This window comes from Candidatus Viadribacter manganicus (assembly GCF_001679665.1).
In the GTDB taxonomy this organism is placed as follows: domain Bacteria; phylum Pseudomonadota; class Alphaproteobacteria; order Caulobacterales; family Aquidulcibacteraceae; genus Vitreimonas; species Vitreimonas manganica.
This window is the reverse complement of record NZ_CP013244.1, coordinates 2,825,399-2,846,993: the sequence shown is the minus strand read 5'-3', so window position 1 is coordinate 2,846,993 and position 21,595 is coordinate 2,825,399. Positions and strand designations below refer to the sequence as shown.

Annotated in this window: 23 protein-coding genes; 12 read left to right on the top strand and 11 right to left on the bottom strand. The window is 62.0% G+C overall.

Annotated elements, in window-relative coordinates; genetic code table 11:
* Window positions 1-26 precede the first annotated feature (26 nt).
* From ATE48_RS20090 to ATE48_RS14480, 5 genes are all read left to right on the top strand, one after another.
* Window positions 27-203, top strand: a complete 177-nt coding sequence (locus tag ATE48_RS20090; RefSeq protein ID WP_228126637.1) for a hypothetical protein — start codon at window positions 27-29, stop codon at window positions 201-203.
* A gap of 96 nt (window positions 204-299) precedes the next feature.
* Complete coding sequence (gene dnaG, locus ATE48_RS14495) at window positions 300-2,183, top strand: DNA primase (protein WP_083197375.1); 1,884 nt, start codon at window positions 300-302, stop codon at window positions 2,181-2,183.
* A 43-nt stretch (window positions 2,184-2,226) separates the two neighbouring features.
* Complete coding sequence (gene rpoD / locus ATE48_RS14490) at window positions 2,227-4,296, top strand: RNA polymerase sigma factor RpoD (RefSeq protein WP_066775175.1); 2,070 nt, start codon at window positions 2,227-2,229, stop codon at window positions 4,294-4,296.
* Between the two features lie 199 nt (window positions 4,297-4,495).
* Window positions 4,496-4,783, top strand: coding sequence for a type II toxin-antitoxin system RelE/ParE family toxin (locus ATE48_RS14485; protein WP_083197374.1), 288 nt, complete (start codon window positions 4,496-4,498; stop codon window positions 4,781-4,783).
* A gap of 7 nt (window positions 4,784-4,790) precedes the next feature.
* A complete protein-coding gene (locus ATE48_RS14480) occupies window positions 4,791-5,270 on the top strand; it encodes a YybH family protein (protein WP_083197373.1) in 480 nt (159 codons plus the stop codon).
* Here the strand turns inward: ATE48_RS14480 and ATE48_RS14475 are convergent.
* The 3 genes from ATE48_RS14475 to ATE48_RS14465 form a co-directional block, all read right to left on the bottom strand.
* Entirely contained in the window at window positions 5,267-6,340 is a 1,074-nt protein-coding gene (locus ATE48_RS14475) for an alpha/beta fold hydrolase (RefSeq protein ID WP_066772668.1), read from the bottom strand. The genes ATE48_RS14480 and ATE48_RS14475 overlap by 4 nt on opposite strands.
* Before the next feature lie 36 nt (window positions 6,341-6,376).
* Complete coding sequence (locus tag ATE48_RS14470) at window positions 6,377-6,976, bottom strand: TIGR02466 family protein (RefSeq protein ID WP_066772666.1); 600 nt, start codon at window positions 6,974-6,976, stop codon at window positions 6,377-6,379.
* Window positions 6,977-7,122: 146 nt separating this feature from the next.
* Window positions 7,123-7,434, bottom strand: coding sequence for a hypothetical protein (locus ATE48_RS14465; protein WP_066772665.1), 312 nt, complete (start codon window positions 7,432-7,434; stop codon window positions 7,123-7,125).
* A 100-nt stretch (window positions 7,435-7,534) separates the two neighbouring features.
* Between ATE48_RS14465 and ATE48_RS14460 the strand changes: the two genes are divergently transcribed.
* Entirely contained in the window at window positions 7,535-8,110 is a 576-nt protein-coding gene (locus tag ATE48_RS14460) for a TetR/AcrR family transcriptional regulator (RefSeq protein WP_066772664.1), read from the top strand.
* 17 nt (window positions 8,111-8,127) lie between these two features.
* Here the strand turns inward: ATE48_RS14460 and ATE48_RS14455 are convergent, their stop codons facing one another.
* The 4 genes from ATE48_RS14455 to ATE48_RS14440 form a co-directional block, all read right to left on the bottom strand.
* Window positions 8,128-8,610: a hypothetical protein gene (locus tag ATE48_RS14455; protein ID WP_066772663.1), complete on the bottom strand. Its 483-nt coding sequence runs from the start codon at window positions 8,608-8,610 to the stop codon at window positions 8,128-8,130.
* Between the two features lie 52 nt (window positions 8,611-8,662).
* Entirely contained in the window at window positions 8,663-9,805 is a 1,143-nt protein-coding gene (locus tag ATE48_RS14450) for a dipeptidase (protein ID WP_083197372.1), read from the bottom strand.
* 11 nt (window positions 9,806-9,816) lie between these two features.
* The gene (locus ATE48_RS14445; RefSeq protein WP_066772661.1) at window positions 9,817-11,556 is read right to left on the bottom strand and encodes an N-acyl-D-amino-acid deacylase family protein; all 1,740 of its coding nucleotides are present in this window, start codon (window positions 11,554-11,556) and stop codon (window positions 9,817-9,819) included.
* Window positions 11,557-11,672: 116 nt separating this feature from the next.
* Window positions 11,673-12,137, bottom strand: coding sequence for a DUF1203 domain-containing protein (locus tag ATE48_RS14440; protein WP_066772659.1), 465 nt, complete (start codon window positions 12,135-12,137; stop codon window positions 11,673-11,675).
* 67 nt (window positions 12,138-12,204) lie between these two features.
* Between ATE48_RS14440 and ATE48_RS14435 the strand changes: the two genes are divergently transcribed.
* Entirely contained in the window at window positions 12,205-12,837 is a 633-nt protein-coding gene (locus tag ATE48_RS14435; protein ID WP_066772657.1) for a VOC family protein, read from the top strand.
* Here ATE48_RS14435 and ATE48_RS14430 read toward each other — a convergent pair.
* From ATE48_RS14430 to ATE48_RS14420, 3 genes are all read right to left on the bottom strand, one after another.
* Window positions 12,834-13,316, bottom strand: a complete 483-nt coding sequence (locus ATE48_RS14430; protein ID WP_066772656.1) for a hypothetical protein — start codon at window positions 13,314-13,316, stop codon at window positions 12,834-12,836. The genes ATE48_RS14435 and ATE48_RS14430 overlap by 4 nt on opposite strands.
* 62 nt (window positions 13,317-13,378) lie before the next feature.
* Window positions 13,379-13,678, bottom strand: a complete 300-nt coding sequence (locus tag ATE48_RS14425; protein ID WP_066772651.1) for a hypothetical protein — start codon at window positions 13,676-13,678, stop codon at window positions 13,379-13,381.
* Between the two features lie 173 nt (window positions 13,679-13,851).
* Window positions 13,852-15,030 carry a hypothetical protein gene (locus tag ATE48_RS14420; RefSeq protein ID WP_156767785.1) on the bottom strand — a complete coding sequence of 393 codons (1,179 nt, stop codon included), beginning with the start codon at window positions 15,028-15,030 and terminating at the stop codon, window positions 13,852-13,854.
* A gap of 69 nt (window positions 15,031-15,099) precedes the next feature.
* Between ATE48_RS14420 and ATE48_RS14415 the strand changes: the two genes are divergently transcribed.
* On the top strand, window positions 15,100-15,705 hold the full coding sequence (locus ATE48_RS14415; protein WP_066772647.1) for a carbonic anhydrase: 606 nt from the start codon (window positions 15,100-15,102) through the stop codon (window positions 15,703-15,705).
* 100 nt (window positions 15,706-15,805) lie between these two features.
* A complete protein-coding gene (locus ATE48_RS14410; protein ID WP_066772641.1) occupies window positions 15,806-17,515 on the top strand; it encodes a hypothetical protein in 1,710 nt (569 codons plus the stop codon).
* A gap of 37 nt (window positions 17,516-17,552) precedes the next feature.
* Here ATE48_RS14410 and ATE48_RS14405 read toward each other — a convergent pair whose 3' ends face one another.
* The gene (locus ATE48_RS14405; protein ID WP_066772639.1) at window positions 17,553-19,355 is read right to left on the bottom strand and encodes a TadE/TadG family type IV pilus assembly protein; all 1,803 of its coding nucleotides are present in this window, start codon (window positions 19,353-19,355) and stop codon (window positions 17,553-17,555) included.
* 159 nt (window positions 19,356-19,514) lie between these two features.
* On the opposite strand from ATE48_RS14405, the gene ATE48_RS14400 reads away from it, so the two are divergent.
* Genes ATE48_RS14400 through ATE48_RS14390 form a run of 3 tightly spaced genes read left to right on the top strand, consistent with a single transcriptional unit; the run spans window position 19,515 to window position 21,505 of the window.
* Window positions 19,515-20,405 (top strand): SPFH domain-containing protein, encoded by an 891-nt coding sequence (locus ATE48_RS14400; RefSeq protein ID WP_156767784.1) that lies wholly within the window; start codon window positions 19,515-19,517, stop codon window positions 20,403-20,405.
* 12 nt (window positions 20,406-20,417) lie between these two features.
* Window positions 20,418-20,618 (top strand): type II toxin-antitoxin system antitoxin, encoded by a 201-nt coding sequence (locus ATE48_RS14395; protein ID WP_066772635.1) that lies wholly within the window; start codon window positions 20,418-20,420, stop codon window positions 20,616-20,618.
* Complete coding sequence (locus ATE48_RS14390) at window positions 20,615-21,505, top strand: CPBP family intramembrane glutamic endopeptidase (protein WP_066772632.1); 891 nt, start codon at window positions 20,615-20,617, stop codon at window positions 21,503-21,505. Before ATE48_RS14395 ends, ATE48_RS14390 begins: the two co-directional genes overlap by 4 nt.
* Window positions 21,506-21,595 lie beyond the last annotated feature (90 nt).

The following is a 21,595-nucleotide window of genomic DNA, read 5'->3' as shown; positions in this document are numbered from 1 at the left end:
GAATTGGGGACACAGGAGAATGCCCTATGGCCCACAAGGAAATCAGACCGAAGGCCAAGCCGACCACACCGCCACCGCCAAAAATCAAGAGGGTGCGCGACGCAGGCCCCGACGCCATGGCCAACCCGCCCAAGAAATGGACCGACGTCGATCAGGCCTCTGACGAGAGTTTTCCAGCGAGCGATCCGCCGGGGAAATACTAAAAACGCACCCAAACGCACGATTGGAGGCAGCGGTCGCCGAATCGTTTCGGCGAATCGCTGTATAATAGGCAACTACGTCACTCCACTCAGGTATTGATGCGTTTCACCGACACCTTGCTACGCCAGGTGCGCGACAGAGTTTCGATTGCCGACTATGCCGGCAAACGTCTCAGCTGGCACAAACAAAAGTCACGGCCATCAGCCGGCGACTATTGGGCATGCTGTCCGTTCCATCAGGAAAAGAGCCCCTCCTTCCACATCCTGGACAACAAGGGTCTCTTCAAATGCTTCGGCTGCGGTGAAAAGGGCGATGTCTTCACGCTTGCGATGAAGCTCGAAGGCCTGAGCTTTCCTGAAGCGGTGGAGAAGTTCGCAGAGATCGCGGGCGTTCAGCTGCCGAAAGACGATTACGACAATCGCGGCGAAAACGATCAGCGCAAACGCCTTTACGCCGTCACCGCCGCTGCGGCGAAACTGTTTTCGTCAGCGCTACGCTCAAGCGGCGGCGCCGAGGCTCGCAAATATCTGCACGGCCGCGGCTTCGGCCCGGACGAATGGGAGCGCTTCTCCATCGGCTACGCGCCGGATGAATGGAGCTGGGCGATCGACAAGCTGAAAGCCGAAGGCTTCACGATCGACGAGATCGTACAAGCCGGCATTGGACGCGCGGGCGAAGACGACAAACGCGCCATCGACACCTTCCGTGGCCGCGTCACCTTCGAGATCACCGACACAGCTGGAAAAGTCATCGGCTTCGGCGGCCGCGCGCTCGCGAAAGACGCCAAAGCCAAATACATCAACTCACCCGAGACGCCCCTCTACTCGAAGAGCCGCGTGCTTTACCGCCTAAAGCAGGCGCGTGAGCTGCTGGCAAAAACCAAAGCCGAGGGCTTGGTCGTCGGCGAAGGCTATCTCGATGTCATCGCTTTCGAGCGCGCCGGGATCGCCGCCGTCGCCCCCTGCGGCACCGCGCTCACCGAAGAACAGCTGCAACTTCTTTGGCGCTCAGGCGGCGAGCCGGTGCTTTGCCTCGACGGCGATAGCGCCGGTCAGCGCGCCGCTGAACGCGCCCTGGATCTGGCGCTGCCGCACCTCGCCCCGGGCCGCACCATCCGCCTCGCCTACGCACCCAAGGGCGAAGACCCGGACGACATCTATCGCCGCGCCGGCGCAGAAGCCCTCGCCGCGCTGATCGACGCCGCCGTTCCGGCCTCCGACGCTCTCTTCGAACGCGAAAAGCTCCGCCATGGCGGGGTCGACACCCCGGAAGCGCAGGCCGCGTTTCAGGCGTCCTTGAAGGAATCCATCGGCAAAATCGCCGACCGCGACACCCAGCGCGCCTTCTTCTCGGACCTGATGAGCCGCGCCAACGCGCTCATCCGGTCAAAGCGCCCGGCTTTCGTCCCGAACCAAGGCGGCGCCTTTCCGCGCAAGGGCCAACCGGCCGGCGCGACCGCCGAGCTCAAGTCGCACGCCGCCAGCCATCGCCCGCGCCCGGCCGCCGAGAGCTTCCTCAGCGCCGCCACCGACCTGCCCCAGATCCTCGACAGCTACAGCAACTGGATCGAACGCCTGGCGATCACCGACCCCGACCTCGACGCCATCCGCGACGCGCTTCTTGAACTCGCCGATGGCCCTGAATCCCATGGGGCCATTGACCGGAGAGCGTTGAGCCTCCATTTGACCCGATCGGGTCAGGATCGGGCAGCCGAGCGCGTTTCGCGCTGGCCGAAAGCCAAGGCGCCGCCGGAGGGGGCGGATGTCAGCGCTGAATGGCTCGCTCTGGCGACACGAGAAGTCGTGGCGCCGGCGATACGGGAGGAATTGGCTGAGCTGCGCCAAGCGGCAGCCGATGGGGACGATACGGCCTTCGCACGCTTCCAGGCCTTGAGCCGCGAAGCACGCGAGATCGAAGCGCGGGCGCGCGAGGCCAAGCTGGACGATGTGCACGAAGACGACGCGGGCGGCCTAGTCGCCTGAGGTTTGATGACTATTTCGGAATTGATAAATGGCAAAAGCCCCGATGAGCAAAACTGACGACGCAGCAGCGGAAGAAAAGGACGCGCCAGAAGGCCCGATCCTTGATCTCTCCGACGCCGCCGTGAAGAAGATGATCAAAGCCGCCAAGGCGCGCGGCTTTGTCACTCACGAAGAGCTCAACAAGGTTCTGCCGTCCGACGAGTTCGATTCTGAAGCCATCGAGAACGTGATGGCCCAGCTCAACGAGATGGGCATCAACGTCGTCGACAACGAAGAAGAAGGCGAAGCCGCCGAAGAAGAATCCAGCAACACCAAGGCGATCGCCACGCGCGAAGAGACGACCACCAAGGTCGCCGTCACCAACACCCGCGAAGACGCCGACCGCACCGACGATCCGGTCCGCATGTATCTGCGCGAAATGGGTTCGGTGGAGCTGCTCAGCCGCGAAGGCGAAATCGCCATCGCCAAGCGCATCGAGGCCGGCCGCGACGCGATGATCCGCGGCCTATGCGAAAGCCCGCTGACCTTCGAAGCCATCATGGTGTGGCGCGATGAACTGCGAGAGCAAAAGATCCTGCTCCGCGACATCATCGATCTTGAAGCCACCTACGGCGCTGAAATGGGCATCACGCCCCCGTCCGCGCCGGGCGTGAACGCTGACGGCCTCGTCGATCCTGAAGCCGCCAAGATCGAAATCGCCGAGCAAGAACGCAAAAAGGCCGAGAAGGTCGCGGCCCAGCGCGCCGCCCTCACCGGCAACGACGATGCAGGCGACGGCGACGAAAAGGAGCCGAGCGAATCCTCCGGCGAAGGCGACGCAGACGGCGAGTTCGACGACGAACAGGCGATCTCGATGTCGGCGATGGAAGCAGAACTCAAAGAAGGCGTCATGTCGACGCTCGACAACATCGCAGAAGCCTTCGGTCAGTTCCGCAAGCTTCAGGAAAAGCGCATCGATCTGCGCTTGAAGGGCAAGGCCCTCCCCGGCGCCCAGGCGGAAAACTACGACACCGCGCAAAACACCATCATCGAAGAGCTAAAGAAGCTGAAGCTCAACAACGCGCGTATCGAAAGCCTAGTCGAGCAGCTCTACGCCATCAATCGCAAGCTCATTCAGCTTGAAGGCAAGCTGATGCGCCTTGCTGAATCGAACGGCGTGCCGCGCGGCGAATTCCTCTCGAATTACCAAGGCCACGAACTCGATCCAAAATGGACCGAGAAGATGGCGGCCAACAAGCTGAAGGCTTGGGCCAAGTTCGTCACCGCCGAGATCGACGACATCAACGACATTCGCGGTGAAATCGGCGTGCTCGCCACCGAAACCGGCGTGCCGATCGACGAATACCGCCGCATCGTTCACGCCGTGCAGAAGGGCGAACGCGAAGCGCGCCAAGCCAAGAAGGAGATGGTCGAAGCGAACCTCCGCCTCGTCATCTCCATCGCCAAGAAATACACCAATCGCGGCCTGCAATTTCTGGATCTCATCCAGGAAGGCAATATCGGCCTGATGAAAGCCGTCGATAAGTTCGAGTATCGCCGCGGCTACAAATTCAGCACATACGCGACGTGGTGGATTCGCCAAGCCATCACCCGCTCGATCGCCGACCAGGCGCGCACCATCCGCATCCCGGTGCACATGATCGAGACGATCAACAAGCTCGTCCGCACCAGCCGTCAGATGCTGCACGAAATCGGCCGCGAACCGACGCCTGAAGAGCTTGCTGAAAAGCTCGGCTTGCCGCTTGAGAAGGTGCGCAAGGTGATGAAAATCGCCAAGGAGCCGATCTCCTTGGAAACGCCGATTGGCGACGAAGAAGATTCACACCTCGGCGATTTCATCGAGGACAAGAACGCGATCTTGCCGGTCGACGCCGCCATCCAATCCAACCTGCGCGAAACAACCACGCGGGTTTTGGCCTCGCTCACCCCGCGCGAAGAACGCGTCCTTCGCATGCGCTTCGGCATAGGCATGAACACGGATCACACGCTCGAAGAAGTCGGCCAGCAGTTCAGCGTCACCCGCGAACGCATCCGCCAGATCGAAGCAAAGGCGCTACGCAAGCTGAAGCATCCGAGCCGCAGCCGGAAGCTCCGGAGCTTCTTGGATAACTAGAGGTGGAAGACGAAAACGTCCTGCGCAATTTTTGCAACGGGCGGCTCGGCAAACTCGCAATGACGCCGATTACTGGGAATGGCAGATCGATCGCGCACGCGCTGAGCGGGGCGTAGCTGAGGCATAATCTGGCGCTAACATCCCGGCCAAGAAAGTCTTCGCCGAAATCCGCGCCCGCCTCGAAGCCCGCGCCGCGCAAATGAGGCGCTTGGGGCTGCGCCCTGGCGCACGGCGCGACATGTTCCACTTCGAACGCTCCCTGAACCGCCACAACCCCAAAGCAGCGCTGCGCATGTTCGACCTCATCACCGGCCGGATTCCGTCACTCGCGGAGCAACCGCTCAAAGGCGTAGAACGCAGGCGTGGCTTCCGCGAGCTGATCATCAATTTAGGCAAGTCCGCATACATTGTGCGCTATCGCTTCGCGACCGGCCCGGTGGTGGTGGTGACGCGCTTATGCATAGTCTTCAAAGCCGCCGCTAGATGAGGCACTCATGCGCGCACTTTTCACCGCCCTAGTTTTGCCTCTCGCGCCACTCTCCGGTTGCGCGCAAACGCAGGCGGCGCAGGTCAACGTCTCGCAAGATGAAGCCGAAATCCGCGCGCTGATCGCCACCATGGAAGCCGCGTGGAATGGCGGCGACTTCGAGGGCTATATGGCGGGGTTTGAAAATCCCGGCGTCGTGTTCGTGTCAGGCGGGCGCATTCAGGATGGGTGGCAAGGCACGCTCGATCATTACGTGCGCGACTATGGCGGCGCACCCGAGCGGCGCGGGCAACTACATTTCTACGATATCAGCGTCGAGATGCTTGGGCCGGACTCTGCAATGCTCGTCAGTCACTATCAGCTTGAACGGCCCGAACGCGCGCAACAAGGCATCAACACGCGCCTTATGCGTAAGATTGATGGCCACTGGGTGATCGCGCTGAACCACGTCTCGTCTTACGATCCGCACGCGCCAGCACAACACTAGCTCCGCGCCAGCAGATCCACCAGATCTTGCCTCCAATTCACGGCCCAGGTGTGTGTGCCGTGCCCGCGCGTTACCGAGGTTTCTTCCACCAATCTGAACCGCGCATTCGCGCCCATGCGCGCCAGCACCTCTTGCGGATAGGCAAAGTTGCGCGGGTTTATGAAATCGTCGGCGCTGTTGATCCATGTCACTGGTGCGGTGACACGCTCAAGATTGGGCCATGGATTGTAATTTCGCGAGCTTTCGAACTGATAGATCACGTCGTTCGCATCGAGCCCGGCGATGGCGCGCTCGACGCGGCCGCGAATTTCCGCCGTCGCCGCATCGCGCGTTGGCCATTGCTCTTGAAAATAGAGCGGTGCAGCGCCGGCGATTTGCAGGATCGATGCTGCCGTCCGTAGACCTTGCGCGGGTTGAGCGGAATATTCGCCGCCGTTCCACGCCGGATCGCTTTGAATGCCGTCGATGATGAGCTGGCGCCACATCCGGTTCAGCCCCGCGATTTCGATCGGCTCGCACGCCAGCGGCATCAAGGCCCGCGCAAAATCCGGATGGCTCTCGCCCCATACGAACGCATGCATGCAGCCCATCGAAGTGCCGAGAATGAGCCGCGCGCGCCGCACGTGCAGACCTTCCGTCAAAAGCCGATGCTGCAGCGCGACCATGTCGTCATAGTCATAACGGGGAAACCGCATGTGCAGCCCGTCCGAGGGCTTCGATGAACGGCCGTGCCCGACATTGTCCGGCATGACGATGTAATAACGCTCGACATCGAGCGGTTGACCCGGGCCAAACAACTCATTGGCAAATTGCGGCGCAAGAAACTGCCGCCCGCTTCCGCCAGTGCCGTGCAACAGCAGCACAGCATTATCGATCTGCCCGCGCCTGTCGCGATGGGGACGTCCCAGCGTCTGATAATGGATGCGCACCTCATCCAGCCGCTCGCTCGAGCGAAACTCGAAATCACGCGCGATGAAATCTGCTTCCGCTGGGGTCCATTGCTGTTGAGGCGGCGCGCTAATCGGCGCGCCCTGCAAAGCCAATGCGATCACAGCTGCGGCGAAAGACATATGAAAAGCTCCGTTTGCACGGAGCCTAGAATCTTATCAGGCGTAGTTGAAGCTCACGCTGATCCGCGATTTCTTCGCCGTATTCATCGCCACCTCATGGCGCACGAAACTTTCCCACATCAGCACATCGCCTGCCTTTGGCGTGACATAGACGAACGTGCGCTCCGATTCCGGCGCATCCTTCAGCCGCCCAGGCGCGGCCATCATCATCGCATGGCGCGGATCTTCCAGTTTGAGCGCCGAAGCGCCCGCTGGGACATCGACGTAATACGTTCCCGAGAGCACGCTTTGGGGATGAATGTGGCCGGTGTGGACGCCATTCGGTTCCAGCACGTTGATCCAGAGGCTATCGAGCTTCAGCTTGCCGCCGCCGAGATCCATGTGCAGCTCGCGCGCAAACGCCATGGCGTGCTTATCCAACACCTGCTTCAGCGCGTTAAACTCAGGATCGCGCTTCGGCAGATCATCGAGCGAGGCGTACGAGGTGTAGCCCTGATAATTGTTTTCCTTGCTCCAGCGCTGCCCGGCCTTATCGGCCGTCGCAATCGCGCGGCAGCTCTTCAGCAAAGCGGCGTTGTCCACGCCGGCGAGTTCGGCGCGATAAAGCTTGGTGACGAAAAGAGTCTTGATCTCCATGGCGCGTGCTTACGTGCGCCGAGGCAGCTCACGCAAACGCATTCGCGCGCAAAGAAAAGGCGCCCCCTTCTCCCAGTGATGGGGAATGGGGGCGCCAGGCAGGAACGTCCACGCGGGAGGCGCAGGACGCTAAGTTCGGGGAGGACTTACTGAGCGAGCGAGGCCGTTTGGACGGTCGGCGAGATCGCAGCGATGGTGAGTTCATGGCCACGCGTTACCTCGCAGCGGACGTTTTGCAGCTGGCCGTTGCGCCACAGGTCGAGCTCGACGCGAACGGCGCGCGGGCGAACGCGGACCTGGTCGAGACGAACCGTGGCGTCAGCGCCTGCCTGGGCCTGAACTTCGGCGCGGCAGATCGAGATCGCTTGGTTGCGATCGCTGACGTCATCGGCGGAGGCCACGCCTGGGAGCACCAGGACTGCGGTTAACGCCATGGCGGACATAAGAAAATTCTTCATTTGACCCTCCGGGGAGTGAGGACCCGGTTCCGATTATGATGACCGGTCTATTTATTCGATATCACTAGACCGGTCGTCATACAAGTGCTATTTTCGGGTCATGGCGAAAGTTTCATCGGCTCGTGAAGACATGTTGGCCGCGGCGTCGAACTTGTTTCGCGAACGCGGCTATCAAGGCATCGGGATCGCCGAGTTGCTGGAGAAGTCCCGCGCGCCGCGCGGGTCGCTGTACTTCCATTTCCCAGGCGGCAAAGAGCAGATTGGCGCCGAAGTCATCAACGGCTTCGCCACGCGGACCGCGGCGCGTTTTCGTGAACTAGCCGCGAGCGGCATCGACCTCGATACCTTCATCGTGAGCGTCTTCAAGACGACTGCGAAGGAATCCAAAGCCTGCGAATTTCATGGCTCATGTCCGATTGCCGCCATTGCCGCGGGTTTCGGCGCCGATGACAAACTGCTCGCTGTCGCGATCAAAGATTGCTTCGCCGCGTGGGAGCAAGCCATCGCCGACGCTGCGCAGGCGCGTGGGATGAATGAAAAGAACGCCGGTATTTTCGCATCCGCCTTCCTCGCTTCGATGGAAGGCGCATTTGTGCTCTCAAAAGCGCAGCGTTCCACAGCGCCGCATGTGAACGCATCGCGCGCCATGCAAGCGCTCGCGACCGCCCTCTCGTGAACTGACGCGGGTCGCGGCTATTCCTGCGGCGTCAGACGCGCGCGCAGTGCGCGCACGCGCTCCAGTAAGGGCGCAGCCTGAGGAATTACGGCGCCATACTCAAACGAGACGCTTCGCTCGCTGTCGGCGGAAATCACCAAGGATTCCGCGCCGCCGTCTGCGCAATCAGGGCAACCGATCACAGCCGGCAAACCGCTCAGATCCGTGTCTGCGGCTAGCCGCTCGATGGCATCCCATTCGTCAGGGGTAAGCACAGTTGCCAAACGCTGCTCGGGTAAATTCTGCGGTCCGCCGCGGCCGCCGCGCGCTTCACGAATGAGCACGGCGCGTCCCGACGAAATTTCAAGCCGCGTCGTGCAATAACCCACGCACATGCCGAATGACGTGGTCGAGACGATTTGCCGAACATTCGCTGCTTCAGGCGCAGGCGCATTCGCGCAAGCCGCCAGCAAAAAGCCAGCCAGCAACACCAACTTCGCTCGAGACATCATCTCACTCATCCAAACTCAACAGAGCCACACTAGGCGGCGACTAGCGGCATTACTGAGGCAATCAGCCCCAAACGTCGCTCATCACCCGCGCAAAGTTTCCGCCCAGTATCTTTGCGATCCGGGCGTCGGCGTGCCCGCGCTGAGAAAGCATGGCGGCGAGCGTTGCAAACCGGTCGGCGGTGTTGAGATCAGGAATGAACGTGTAAAGATCAGCTGGTCTTCCGCGCTGGAACACGCCCTCTTCAACCGCGTCCGCAACCCATTCGCGATTATCCGTCTCAAATTCCGACGTACGCTCGATCGGCGCTATGCCGGCGTCAGTGCCGATGCCGACGTGATCTTCGCCGCACACATTCACTGCGTGCTCAATGTGGCGGATAACGTCGATGGCCATCGGTTGCGTGTCTTCGCGGAGGTAGGGCCAAAAAATGATACCCGCGACGCCGCCGCGGTGCGCCATCGCGCGCAAGGTTGCATCACTGGTGTTGCGTGGGTGATTTGCCAACGCCAAGCATCCAGTGTGGCTGATGAGAACCGGCTCACGCGACGCCGCAACGCCTTCGCTCATAGTGCGCGGCGAGCCGTGCGCCAGATCGACGACAATCTTCTCGGCGTTTAAACGCTCAACGACCTGGCGACCGAAATTGCTGAGGCCGGCATTGCCCGCCTCCATCGATCCATCGCCAACAATGTTGCGCCGGTTGTGGGTCAATTGGATCACCCGCACGCCGAGTTCGCGGTACATCGCGATACGATCCACATCTTCGCCAAGCGGCTCTGTGCCCTGGCATGTGAAGATCACACCCAGCTTATTCTCCGCGCGCGCTCGTGTGAGATCCGCACCCGTGCGCACAGCCAGGAGATGTTCCGGATAGCGCGCGATAATCGCGTTCCACTTTTCGAGATTGGCGCGCGTGCGCGCTATCGCGGCGTCGTCGAACCAGAACTGCCCCTGCGGCGCGATCGTCAGCACGACACCTGTAAGGCCTGAGGCGCGTGCGGCAGCCAGCTCTCCAGCGACCAATGGATCGTCTGGTTCGATAAAGCCCAGCATGAGCCCGCCCGCGCCATCGATCGCGATGGTGTCGCGATATGGCGCCCATGGTTGCAAAGGTGCATTGGACGCTATTCGCGCCGACGACGCGCACGCAGCTTGACCAAGCGCCAAACTCATCATCACCAAGGCGTCACGCCGGCTATGCATAAGTCGCGTTCCTATTCCGCGGCGAGCGCAGTCGGCGCCGCCTGTGGGCCGCGAATGAGTTTGCCCGGGTGCACGCCGAGGTATTCGCCGTCTCGGAACGTCACCTTTCCCGACTTGATGGTCGCGACATAGCCATCGGCCTTCTGCAGCAGACGTTTGCCGCCAGCAGGAAGATCGAACGCCAGCCAAGGTTTGCCGAGCTTTAGGTTGTCAAAATCGATGATGTTGATGTCAGCCAACATGCCAGGCGCAATGAGCCCCCGATCAGAAAGACCATAGAGCACCGCCGTATCGCGCGACTGGCGCTTTACGGCGTGCTCAAGCGTGATGCGTTTGCCGTCGCGATCGCGCACCCAGTGCTGAAGCATGAACGTCGGTGACGCCGCATCGCAAATCGTACCGCAATGGGCGCCGCCATCGGACAGCGAGTTCACGCAATCATCCGCTGCCTGTAGCTCTTCAAGGAAGTTCAAGTTTCCATCGGCATAGTTGAGGATCGGGAAATAGACGAACCCGCGCCCGTCATCCGTCATCAAGAGGTCATACGCGTACTCGACGGGTGAAACGCCAGCAGCGGCGGCGCGGGCCGCTATGGTTTCATCCTGCGTCGGCTCATAATTGAACGCAGGACCCATTTCATATTGCAGCGTCCAGCCGCCGGCGATGATCATCATCAAGCCGATGAGATCGCTTTCTGGGAAGATGTTATCTTCGCTAATCATGCGCTGCTTGAAGGCTGGATCTTTCAAATGCGCCAGCTGCTCAGGCCAGGGTTTATCGATGATCTCGAGCCACGCTGGGCGGAAACGGAACGGGTGCACCGTGCCCTGCCAGGCCATGACAATACCGTTTCCACGCAATGCAATCTGCGCAACGATATTGGCGCCCTTGGCATTTTGCGCCCGCATCTCGCTGATCTGTTCTGGAAGCGGCAATTCCTTGGCGATGGATTGAAGCGCCGCGAACGTCACCGGCAATCCTGTTTCTCGCGAAAGCTCACCCATCCATTCGAATTCGTTCCACTCACGCTTCAGATCAGAAGCCATTTCGAAAACGCCGTATCCTGTTCGCCCCATGGCGCGGCCGATGCCGAGCAACTCTTCCTTTGTCGCCGTCGTGCCGGGGACGAGTTCTCGATCGACCGACCGGTGCAAAATCGTGCGCGATGTTGAGAACCCAAGCGCACCAGCGCGCAGTCCCTCTTCGACCACTTTCGACATTTGCGCGATATCGGTCTCGGTTGGATCTTCGTTGCGCGCGCCGCGCTCGCCCATTACGTAGGCGCGGACAGCGCCGTGTGGAACGTGCGTGCCGACGTCGACCGTGCGCGGCAGCCGCTCAAGTTCATCGAGATATTCCGGGAACGTTTCCCAGTTCCACGTCATGCCTTCAGCGAGTGCTGTGCCAGGAATGTCCTCAACGCCTTCCATGAGGCCAATGAGCCAATCGTGCTTGTCAGGCTTGGCCGGCGCAAACCCAACGCCGCAATTTCCCATCACGACGGTGGTGACGCCATGCCAGGACGACGGCGCCATTTCCTGATCCCAGGTGGCTTGCCCGTCATAGTGCGTGTGAATGTCGACCCAGCCGGGCGACACGATCTTTCCGGCCGCGTCGATCTCTTCTTTGCCCTTGCCGATATTGGGGCCGATCGCGGTGATCAGGCCGCCGTCCACGGCGATGTCGGCGACGAAACGCGATGCGCCAGAACCGTCGACAATGGTCCCGTTGCGGATGACTAGATCGTGCATAGGCCGCGACCTCCCGTTGCTCCTTTGTTGGCGCCAGTAGAAGCGCCGACAGGCCAGATGGCAACGGTGTCCGCGCGGAAGGTTCTACCCTTCGCGCTTGCAGCACAAGCGGCCTTCTATGCACGCTCTATCAGGGCCGCGAAGCAGCCACGGCGAGCATAATGCGCGTGAATGTAGGCGACGCGCTCATTCTGGAAGAACCGCTCGATGAGCGCTGGCGCCTCTGTTCCCTCTGAAAGCTCAGCCTCGATCATCATGTGATTGGCGTCGAAGCCGCGAAGCGAGAGCGTGCGGCGCGTCAGGGCGGGTGGGATCGCGTCGCGCGCCGCAAAGCGATCGTTTGCGTCGCGAATGAAGATGGGCCCCTGCTGATGGTAGGGCGTGTCGCCGCCTTGGTGCGTGTAGTTTAGTAGGATCACCGCTTCACCGACTTCGGCGTCATCCAATGAAATTCGGCATGGCGCTGCGTGCTTTTGGGTGACACGCACGCGCTGCATGCCGCCAAGGGTCAGCTGCTCGTCGCTGAGAGCGTGAAGATGCGCGAACGGCGCGGGATCGAGTCCAGTGATTTGAAATGTCATGCCCCGAATGTGGTTCAAATCGCGGCACTGCGCTGGCCGTATTCGGACCTTATGCTAGCGTGCGAACATGCGTCTGAACCAAGTCACCGCGCCGGCAAGTGATCTCGATGCCTCGATCGCATTCTACCAGCTCTTGGGGCTGAGGCTCATCGTCAAGAGTCCGCACTATGCGCGCTTTGAGCTCCCAAAGGGTGAGGCAACGTTTTCGCTGCACCTCGTCGACGGCGCCATTCCTTGGGAAAACGCACCGCACCTCTATTTCGAACTCTCTGACGCTGGCCTCGATAGCGAAGTAGCGCGCCTCGAGGCGGCAGGCGTTAGCTTCACCGACGCCCCGAAGATGCAAACCTGGCTTTGGCGCGAGGCATGGCTACGCGATCCAGCGGGGAACGCTATCTGCCTCTATCACGCCGGTGAGAGCCGGCGCTTTCCGCCGTGGCGCGTGGACACGCCTCCCGGCGCCGACAATCTCCACCTAATCATTCGCGAAAGCAGCTTCATTGTTGTGAAAAGCGATGCGGGCGCAGAGGCTTGGCGCGGCTTTCAAGATGCGTACGCAGACTTCAAGACCTCACTCGGCCCCTACGATCTGCACGGTCTGCTTTCGATGATGGAGATCGAATGGCCGGAAAAAGTCAGCGCCTATCACGATCGACTTCGCGCGTTCGCGGAGAGCGAGGCGCGATCGATCGAGGTCTAGAAATTTTCCCAGCCGTGGAATACGCCGGCCAAACCCAGCGTGCCGACCAGCGCCAACACACCGAGCACGATCAATAGGCCAAAGCCCAGCATCACGACCGCGCCGATCCATGAAATCCGAGCCAGCAACAGCGAGGTGTCATCGCGCTCCTGTTGCGCTTGCCCGGCGCCGATAACGCCAAGCACAAACGCAGCGATCGTCGGAATGAGCGGGATAACGAAGCTCAGAACCAGACAGATGACGCCAATGATGCCGAGCACACGCGAACTCGACGCTGGCGCGTTGAAGGAGCTGGCGCCGACACCCGGCACGGCAAACACCGCGCGCGCCTGGCCATCCTCTTCCACGTAGTCGACGATTTGACCCGCATAGGGCGCACCGCCAGAGCGCCATTCGGTGAGCGGAAAGTCGAAACGAAGCTCCCCTTCGCCGATAAGCACGCCGCGATTGTCGTGTACGCCGAGAATGGTGCCGCGCATGGGATCTCCACTGAATCGTCAGCCGATGTTCACACGCGCGGCCACAAGTCTCAAGCGCGCCCTCAGCTGCCGCCGCGCCGGCAGGTCCATTCCGCCGAACCGACGCGCCACTGCACCTGCTGATCATTGCCGCTCAGTTCATGCGAGCGGCGGCGCGCGTAGCGGAAGTCCGTGCCGCTCGCCTCGACGCGCTGCAGCCGAATACTTGGCCGGCCGAACGGCACGATCGTGGCGCGATCGTCGTTGATGATCACGCGAAGCACCGTGCTGTTTGAGCATTGGTAGGTGCGATAGCCGTCAGCTGAGGCCGGCGCTGCGCCAAAGGCGCAAAGCATCGCGGCAACAAACATGAGCCGTTTCATCGTTTCTCTCCCCTGAACACTTAGTTCCACGAGTAACGGAAACACGCGTCGCGCCGCGTGGCTGCTCACGCTTTCGCGATTGCGACGAACGGCGCGTGAAGCAAGACAAAGCGCATGAGATGCTTGGCGCATATTGCGTCGACGCAAAAAGCGTTCGGCAAAGTTGGCGAGCGCTATTCCGCGATCAATCGGCTGGGCGCGCGAATGGCGTCCGGCGATTGGTTGAGCGCAAGAATTTCGGCAATCAACGACAGCACCGACGACGAGCGGTCCCCCGCCTCGGCGACGTCCTGGCAAACGCCCTCGGCGGTCTGCTCTCCGCATGATCTGCCAATGGCGGGGCCGGCGCGAAAGCGATCATCGCCGTAGGCAACTTCGGCGGCGTAGACGCCATGGGCGCTGGCGTGCGCCGGCAGAACCCGAAACAGCGGCACGCCGCGTCCGCCGCCGCGCAAGCCGGCAGCGCGCACCGTCACCTGCGCTTCGATCGCCTCGCCCGGCTCAGCGCGCATGCCGCCCGCCCGCAACAGCTCGCCGACATAGTAGACCATGTCATCCAGCGAGCGCAGACGTAGGCGCAGAGTATCGCTCCCCACCGCAAACACAGGCTCGCAAACCTGCCCTTCGCGCGGCGCAGCCGGGCGCACGGGGCTCGACGGATTGAAGGATTCCACCAAGCCGCAGAGCGGCCGCCCACGTTCGAGATCGACACCGCGTTCGTAGGGATGTTGCTCCGTCATTGAGAGGAACACCCGAACTTCGCGGACGAACTCGCAGCCATCGGTTTGAACGCTGGCGCCACAATCATCGAAGATCGTGTTGGCTTCGTTCGTGTAGGTGCTGGTGTGGCCGGTGGCGTCGGTCTTTTCGATCGACTCCACCATCATCAGCATCAGCATGTCGCGCGGCCAGCCACTGTACCAATAATGGTTGAACACGTTCGCCGGCGTCGGCTGGAATGCGGTGCGCGTCAGCGTGTCGGCGCTGAAGGGCTGCACCGCATAGCTTGGACGCGAAGATTGTTCGCGCGAGGCGCCCACTTCACCTATTCCCCAAGGCGAGCTGATCGCTCCAAGCGGCACACCGCCAATGCTCACCGAGCGCGACGTCGTCCAAGATGGGCTGTCTGAAATTCCGGTCATGGCCAGGTAGTGGCGCGGCAGCCGATCGCGTGAGCGCAAGATGTTGAGAAGAATCTGCGCCGACACCGCTTGGCCGTAGGCTTGATTGAACGCCACGGCATCGTCGGAAATCTGCCGCGTCAGCCTTTCGCGCTGTGAGGGAACTTGCCCGCCGCTCGCGCACGAGGCGGCCAGAAGCGCAGCTACACAAGCGACGATAACGGACTTCATATTCCCTCCAAAGCGCGTGAGATTGCGCGCTCGGTTGACGCCGCCAAGCTTGTTCGCTTGAAGGGCGCGATGGAGCACTTGATCGAGGGATACCGGATCTACCGGGAACAACGTTGGCCGGAACTACGCAGCCTGCACAAAGTGCTGGCTGAGCGCGGGCAAGCGCCCAGAACGCTGGTCATTGCCTGCGCCGATAGCCGTGTCGATCCCGCGACCATCTTCAATGCCGGTCCCGGCGAACTTTTCGTTGTGCGCAACGTCGCCAACCTCGCGCCTCCGTTTGAGGAGGCGCCCGGCTTTCACGGCGTCAGCGCCGCGATCGAGTTTGCGGTAAAGCACCTCAAGGTCGAGACGGTTCTCGTCCTGGGCCACGCCCAGTGCGGCGGCGTCGCTGCCGCCCTCGAAGAGCGCCCGCGCGATCCCAACTCGTTCCTCGACGCCTGGATCAGCCTCCTGGACACCGCCAAATCGCGCATCCCCGACGGCGGCGACCGGGTGTCGGAGCTGGAGCACGAGAGCATTCGTGTGACCCTCGAAAATCTCGCCACATTTCCGTTCATTCGCGATGCAATAAAGGATCGAGGGCTTAACCTTATCGGCATGCGTTACGGCGTGGCCGACGGGGGGCTTGAGCTCTTGAATACAGTTACCGGCGCATTCGAACCGGTGCTTTGACGCGAATTCACAGTATTGCCGCGTGTACCTAGGTGGCGCGCCAATTGTTCCGTGGTATTGCGGACACGGTGGTTTTTGGGACGTAGGCGCGGGAGACGTCATGGCGGACGTGCTCATTGTATGTGTCCGTGAGGACGAACCGCAGGCAAAGGCGCTTGCGGATATGTTTGAGGCTGCCGGTTTTTCCATCGGCGGCGCTCCATCCAGCGACGGCGCTTTGCGCTCGAGCGGCGCGGGTGTCGTGGTCTGGTCGCAAGCGTCGATCCGCTCGCGCCCATTTCTCGACGCCGCTCAACGCGTGATCAACGCCAACAAGGCGGTGGTCGCGAGCCTCATCGATCCGCCGCCGCCATCAAGTATTGGTGAATCGCCGGCGTTCGATCTCTCACGCTGGGACGGCGATCCCAATGATCCTTCACTCGACCCGCTGTTCTTTGCGGTTGATCGCATGGTCAACGCAGCGCGCGCCGGTGTTGGCGCAGCGCAACGCGACACGCGCGATTACGATGCACCGCCCCAGCGTAGCGCCCCGATCCGCGCCGAGCCGCCGCCACGGCGCCAAGAGCCGCAGTATCGCGCTCCGCCGCCACCACCGGAACCGCCCCAAAGCTATCGCGTGCCGCCGCAATCTGACTCGCTGGGTTCAGAAGCCGAGCATTGGCGCGCAATCCGCGACAGCCGCGATCCAGCAGACTTTATGGACTATCTGGCGCGCTACGGCCCGGACGGCGCGTTTTCTGAAGTCGCCGAACTGCGCTTAAAGCAACTGACCAGCCAGGGCGAAACGCGTGCGGCGCAATCATCGCGCCCAGCAGTGCGGACGCCGGCGCCGGCGCCGGCGCCGCGCGCAGAAGCGCCGCCGCAAATGCGACGCCCCGAGCCGGCGCCGCAACGCCGGCCAGAAGCGCTTCCGCCGACACAACGGCGCCTTGATCCGCCGCCCCCGCGCCGGCCCCCGATTGAGCGCGACTATTCTGCTGACCTGCGCGAGCCACCGCGCGGTCAAGGCGGGCCGCTGCGTGCGTTCGTTCTGATAGCCCTGCTTGGCGGCGCCGCCCTGATAGGCGGCATCTATTTTGGCGGCGGCATGGGCAATGCGCCGCCAGCCACCGAGCAAGCGGCCGAGACACAGCCTGCTTCAAGTGAGAGCAGCACCTCGGCAGACGAGTTCTCAGGCCTCGAAGAAGCGCCCAGCATTCCCCTCTCAGAAGCGGTGACGAACCGCGCCGATCGGGCGGCGCAAACGCGGGCCGATCGTGAGCGCGAACAACAGCGCGCCTCGCGCGAAGAAACACCGCGCAGCGCCGAGCGTGATCCGCCACGCCGCGAACCGGCCCCGACGACGACCACGACCACGACCTCCAACACATCAAGCGGCGGGCCGGTGACGCTCGGCCCCAGCAACACCCAATCGAACCCGGTTCCGCTCAACCCGCAAAGCTCACCGCCACCGGTGCAGACCGCAAACGTCGAGCCCTCGATCACCGGCGCGGCGACACCGCCGCAGGTGCGCGCACCGGCTGGCACGGTGGTTTGGGCGCAACGGCCATCACAACGGCGGATCGCGGATCTATATCCGCGCGGCGCCGCCAACGACGGCATCGGCGGACGCGTGGTTATGGAATGCCGCGTTCAGAGCGATTTGTCGGTGAGCTGCTCGATCGTATCAGAGACGCCGTCCAATGCCGGCTTCGGCCGTGCAGCGCTGAGTGCGTCGAATTCCTACCGGGCGCGCGCCACGCTTTCGGATGGATCGAGCGCGATCGGATCAACGACGCGGATCGCGATCAACTTCCAAGCGCCACAATAAGAGCCGGCCGCGCCTTCAAAGCGCGGCCGCTCGATCCTTATCGCGTAAGGCGCAGGGCGCCGATGCCGGTGCCGATTGCGTCAAAGGCTTCCTGAAGCTCGGAAGCATTGCCGGCGCTGAAATAGTGCTCGCCGTCCTGGGTAACGCAATCCTGCAGCAACTGCTCGGCCGCGCCGCCGGCGGTGATGTCGTAGCCGATGGCGTAGATCTCGATGTCGAGCGCACGGATGGCTTCGCAGAGTTCCAACTGACGCGTGTTGAAGTAGTTCACGGTCGAGGATGAACTCGTTGTGATGCCGCTGCGTTGCCAAGCGGAAGCGACGCTAGCTCCCCAGGTCACGGTCGAACCGCTCACCGTGGGCACTTGCGCTGTTTGATAGGTACTGAACAGGCTGCGATAGCCCAAGCCCGCATAATCGGACCGCATGGCCATGTTGTTGCTGTCGAGCGAGGTGTTGTCGCCGTCCGTAAAGAGGACGATGACCTTGCGCACGGGATCGTTCGCATCGTTGTAGGGACGGCCCTGGGTGAAGGGCGCGCCGGGCGAAAGCACGCGCCATGCCCAGGCGAGGCCTTCGATCTGGTTAGTGCCGCCGCCGTTCCAGTGCACCATGTTTTGGATCCCGCTGATCACGGCGTTGTCGTTGGTGGTCAGCGGCAGGATCGGCGTCGGGCAGCCGCGGTTGGGCCCTGCCCCGGCGGTATTACTCGTATTGATGCTGACAGGCACGCCAGAACGATACTTATAGACCGATAGCGTGCGCACGACGTTCGTCGAGCTGTTGGCCGTCCAACTCGACACGGCGAGCGGATTGGTGGTGTCGTAGGTGGCCGAGGTGATCCAGTTGTTGTCCGGACCGGAGACGTCGCCGCCGTCGTCAAGCGAGAAGAAGGGCACAAACATCGTCGCCGGCGTTCCGGTGCTGGGCGCGGCGTCGGCGATGTCGTACGGCGGCGGGCGCATCTCTACGCAACCGCCCCATTGCGCGTTGGACGGCAGGTTGTCGTAGAGCGACCACATGTTCACGCTCTGCGGCGAGAACGCATAGCAGCGGCTGGTGTTGGTGTAAGCCGCCGGATAACCGGCGGCGCCTTTGATCCAACGCACCTGGAAGCCGCCATAAGTGGTAGGAAAGCTGCCGCCGGTGCAGCCGCCGCCAGAAGTGGCGCGGTAACCGAGATAGCGGCCCTCGAGCATGGCGCCGTTGTAGGGATTGACGCCGGTCGTATCGAGCCAGGATGTGTTGCTTGTGCCGACGTTCACTTGCGCGACGAACGGCACGAGACCCACGCTGACGCTGTCACCGTCGAGCTGCAGCAGAAATTCCGCCAGACTCTGGGCTCCGTCGCGCAGCGCGTCCATGTCGTTCGACATCGAACCGGTGTTGTCGAGCGCCAGCACGACTTCGATCGGCGGGCTCGCATCGGCCTGAGCTTCAGCGGCGACGGCGAGCGTCCAATCGGAATTCTGCACGATGCTCGCAAGACTGAGCGGCATTGGCATCGACGCGGTAACGCGGTGACCGCCGTCTTGAAGCTGCGTCACGTTGAAAGTGACGTTGCTGACCATGTCCCCGACTTCAGCGTCGAAGAAGGCGCGCGCGGCGTCGGTACGAGCATCCATGGGGAGATTAGAGCTGCGCTCGGCCACCAGCGCCGCGCCATCGGCGGCGTTCTGCATAGCGACGCGAATAGATTGGGCGCGCGTGAAATCGATAGTGATGCCGATCAGCCCGATCAGCACGGTGCCCATCAACGCCCACATCATGGCGACGTTGCCAGACCGGTCGCGGGTAAATCCGCACGCGCCGAACGCCTTGGTGAATGCCCCGATAACCATTTTTCGCCTCAAAAACGGACTCTTAGAGTCTGCCCTTGGGGTACCAGACGGCGCTTAATATGAAATTTTAGAACTTGGTGAATGAGCCGGAAGCTGCTTGCCAGACGGCGCTTTCTGCTATTAAAGTGATATCACTTTGATGGCATGAGAGGGTATGTCATGGCCGCAGCAGCACTCAATCGAACACAAGAACGCAAAGCCAATACGTCGAACGGCGGGTTCATGCTCCTCCTGAGCTTGGTAATCCTTGCAGCGTTGATTTGGATGGTCCTCGACCTCATCCGCTACGAGAACGGCATCAACGGCCTGGGCACTGTCGTGCTCTCGATCGTGTTCGTGCTGCAGCTCTGCGGCTTTTACACGCTGCAGCCCAACGAAGGCGCGGCGGTCACCCTGTTCGGCAATTACAAGGGCACGGACCGAACGCCCGGCCTGCGCTGGATGCTGCCCTGGTACACCCGCAAGAAGGTCAGCCTGCGCGTTCGCAACGTCACCGGCGAAAAGCTGAAAGTGAACGACAAGCGTGGCAACCCGATTGAGATCGCCGCCGTGGTGGTCTGGCGCGTGACCGATACCGCCCAGGCGCTGTTCGACGTCGATCAGTATCAGACGTTCGTCGACATCCAGATCGAAACCGCGGTTCGCGAGATCGCCTCGCACTTCTCTTACGATCACTCTGAACATGACGAACCGACACTGCGAGGCGACGCCGACCAAGTTTCGACCTTGTTGCGGGAAAAGCTCCAGGAGCGCGTGTCGGTGGCGGGCGTCGTTGTTGACGAAACCAAGCTCAGCCACCTCGCCTATGCGCCGGAAATCGCCAGCGCCATGTTGCGCCGCCAACAAGCAGAAGCTGTTCTCTCGGCGCGTCGCTTCATCGTGCAAGGCGCTGTCGAGATGGTCGAACACGCACTGCAACAGCTCTCCGAGCGCGACGTCGTGCAACTCGACGACGAGCGCCGCGCGACCATGGTGTCGAACTTGCTGGTCGTGCTTTGTGGCGATCGCGACGCGCAGCCGGTCGTGAACGCGGGCTCGCTCTACCAGTAGCGCGAACACGCCATGGCCTCCGAACGCAAAGCCTTCGCGCTCAGACTTGATCCGGCGCTGCACGATGCGATCGCCCGCTTGGCGAACGCGGAATTGCGCAGCGTGAACGCGGAAATCGAGTTTTTGCTGCGCGAAGCGCTGCGCGCCCGGGGCGTGAAACTCAATGCGACAGAACAGAAAAACAACGATGGCGCGGGTGGAGACGGACAATGACCAAGACCAATAAATCGATCGTCTTTCTGGCGATTACATTCGCGATCAGCTGGGCGGTGGTCATTGGCGGATGGGCGTTGGGCTGGCACGAAAATCCAGGTCTCATCACAGCGGTGCTCGCTGCATCGATGTTCGGGCCATCGATCGCGGCGTTCATTTGCGCCATAGCCTTTGAAAAGGGGCGCCGTGCCGAAGCGCTCGGGCTTCGCTTTAAACCAAATTGGTGGTGGCTCGCCGCCTACCTCATGCCGATCGTGATCGGCGCCGCATCGGTCGCGCTCTCAATAGCGTTTGGCGCCAGCACCTATGTCGATCTCGGTGCGGCGGTCGTCACCATGGTTGAACAAACAGCGCCCGAGCAAAGCGCCGCTGTTCGCGCGATGGCGCCCTATCTCGGCATCATCGTGCTCGCGCAAGCGCTGCTGCTTGGCGCGCTGGTCAACAGCGTCGTGCTGACGTTCAGCGAAGAACTCGGCTGGCGCGGTTATCTGCACGACCTCTGGCGCGGCGCGGGCTTCTGGCGCGCTTCTTTGAGCACAGGCTTCATCTGGGGCGTCTGGCACGCGCCGGCGATCCTCCTTTTCGGGCTCAATTACCCCGACAATCGCGCCGTCGGCGTCGGGCTCTTCATTGCTTTTTGCATGTTGCTCGCTCCGATCCTCAGCTTCGTCCGCGACCGCGGTGCATCGGTTTGGGCGGCAGGCGTCTTCCACGGCACCTTCAACGCCTTGGGCGGACTGACGCTCATGACCCTTAGCAACCCCGCCTTCCCCTGGAACGGCATCGTCGGCATTGGCGGCTTCGCGGCGCTCGCAGCCGGCGTCGCGGTCGTTGCGCTGCTGGGTGGGAAACCCACTGGCGCCACAGCGCAGGCTGCGTCCGCCTAGCGGCTAGCACAGGCCTGCGCTGCACAGGCGCGGGCTTGTCCGCCCCGCCCCCTTGCCCTAATCACGCGTGATCCCCTGAAGGATCGATTC

Bases quoted from the DNA above. Each gene is read 5' to 3' on its own strand.
- ATE48_RS14465 (WP_066772665.1), bottom strand. From the start codon at position 7,434: ATGAAGAATTTTCTTATGTCCGCCATGGCGTTAACCGCAGTCCTGGTG.
- ATE48_RS14470 (WP_066772666.1), bottom strand. From the start codon at position 6,976: ATGGAGATCAAGACTCTTTTCGTCACCAAGCTTTATCGCGCCGAACTC.
- ATE48_RS20090 (WP_228126637.1), top strand. From the start codon at position 27: ATGGCCCACAAGGAAATCAGACCGAAGGCCAAGCCGACCACACCGCCA.
- ATE48_RS14440 (WP_066772659.1), bottom strand. From the start codon at position 12,137: ATGACATTTCAAATCACTGGACTCGATCCCGCGCCGTTCGCGCATCTT.
- rpoD (WP_066775175.1), top strand. From the start codon at position 2,227: ATGAGCAAAACTGACGACGCAGCAGCGGAAGAAAAGGACGCGCCAGAA.
- ATE48_RS14450 (WP_083197372.1), bottom strand. From the start codon at position 9,805: ATGCATAGCCGGCGTGACGCCTTGGTGATGATGAGTTTGGCGCTTGGT.
- ATE48_RS14435 (WP_066772657.1), top strand. From the start codon at position 12,205: ATGCGTCTGAACCAAGTCACCGCGCCGGCAAGTGATCTCGATGCCTCG.
- ATE48_RS14405 (WP_066772639.1), bottom strand. From the start codon at position 19,355: ATGGTTATCGGGGCATTCACCAAGGCGTTCGGCGCGTGCGGATTTACC.
- dnaG (WP_083197375.1), top strand. From the start codon at position 300: ATGCGTTTCACCGACACCTTGCTACGCCAGGTGCGCGACAGAGTTTCG.
- ATE48_RS14400 (WP_156767784.1), top strand. From the start codon at position 19,515: ATGGCCGCAGCAGCACTCAATCGAACACAAGAACGCAAAGCCAATACG.
- ATE48_RS14455 (WP_066772663.1), bottom strand. From the start codon at position 8,610: ATGAGTGAGATGATGTCTCGAGCGAAGTTGGTGTTGCTGGCTGGCTTT.
- ATE48_RS14395 (WP_066772635.1), top strand. From the start codon at position 20,418: ATGGCCTCCGAACGCAAAGCCTTCGCGCTCAGACTTGATCCGGCGCTG.
- ATE48_RS14410 (WP_066772641.1), top strand. From the start codon at position 15,806: ATGGCGGACGTGCTCATTGTATGTGTCCGTGAGGACGAACCGCAGGCA.
- ATE48_RS14485 (WP_083197374.1), top strand. From the start codon at position 4,496: ATGAGGCGCTTGGGGCTGCGCCCTGGCGCACGGCGCGACATGTTCCAC.
- ATE48_RS14390 (WP_066772632.1), top strand. From the start codon at position 20,615: ATGACCAAGACCAATAAATCGATCGTCTTTCTGGCGATTACATTCGCG.
- ATE48_RS14425 (WP_066772651.1), bottom strand. From the start codon at position 13,678: ATGAAACGGCTCATGTTTGTTGCCGCGATGCTTTGCGCCTTTGGCGCA.
- ATE48_RS14475 (WP_066772668.1), bottom strand. From the start codon at position 6,340: ATGTCTTTCGCCGCAGCTGTGATCGCATTGGCTTTGCAGGGCGCGCCG.
- ATE48_RS14430 (WP_066772656.1), bottom strand. From the start codon at position 13,316: ATGCGCGGCACCATTCTCGGCGTACACGACAATCGCGGCGTGCTTATC.
- ATE48_RS14445 (WP_066772661.1), bottom strand. From the start codon at position 11,556: ATGCACGATCTAGTCATCCGCAACGGGACCATTGTCGACGGTTCTGGC.
- ATE48_RS14420 (WP_156767785.1), bottom strand. From the start codon at position 15,030: ATGAAGTCCGTTATCGTCGCTTGTGTAGCTGCGCTTCTGGCCGCCTCG.
- ATE48_RS14480 (WP_083197373.1), top strand. From the start codon at position 4,791: ATGCGCGCACTTTTCACCGCCCTAGTTTTGCCTCTCGCGCCACTCTCC.
- ATE48_RS14460 (WP_066772664.1), top strand. From the start codon at position 7,535: ATGGCGAAAGTTTCATCGGCTCGTGAAGACATGTTGGCCGCGGCGTCG.
- ATE48_RS14415 (WP_066772647.1), top strand. From the start codon at position 15,100: ATGGAGCACTTGATCGAGGGATACCGGATCTACCGGGAACAACGTTGG.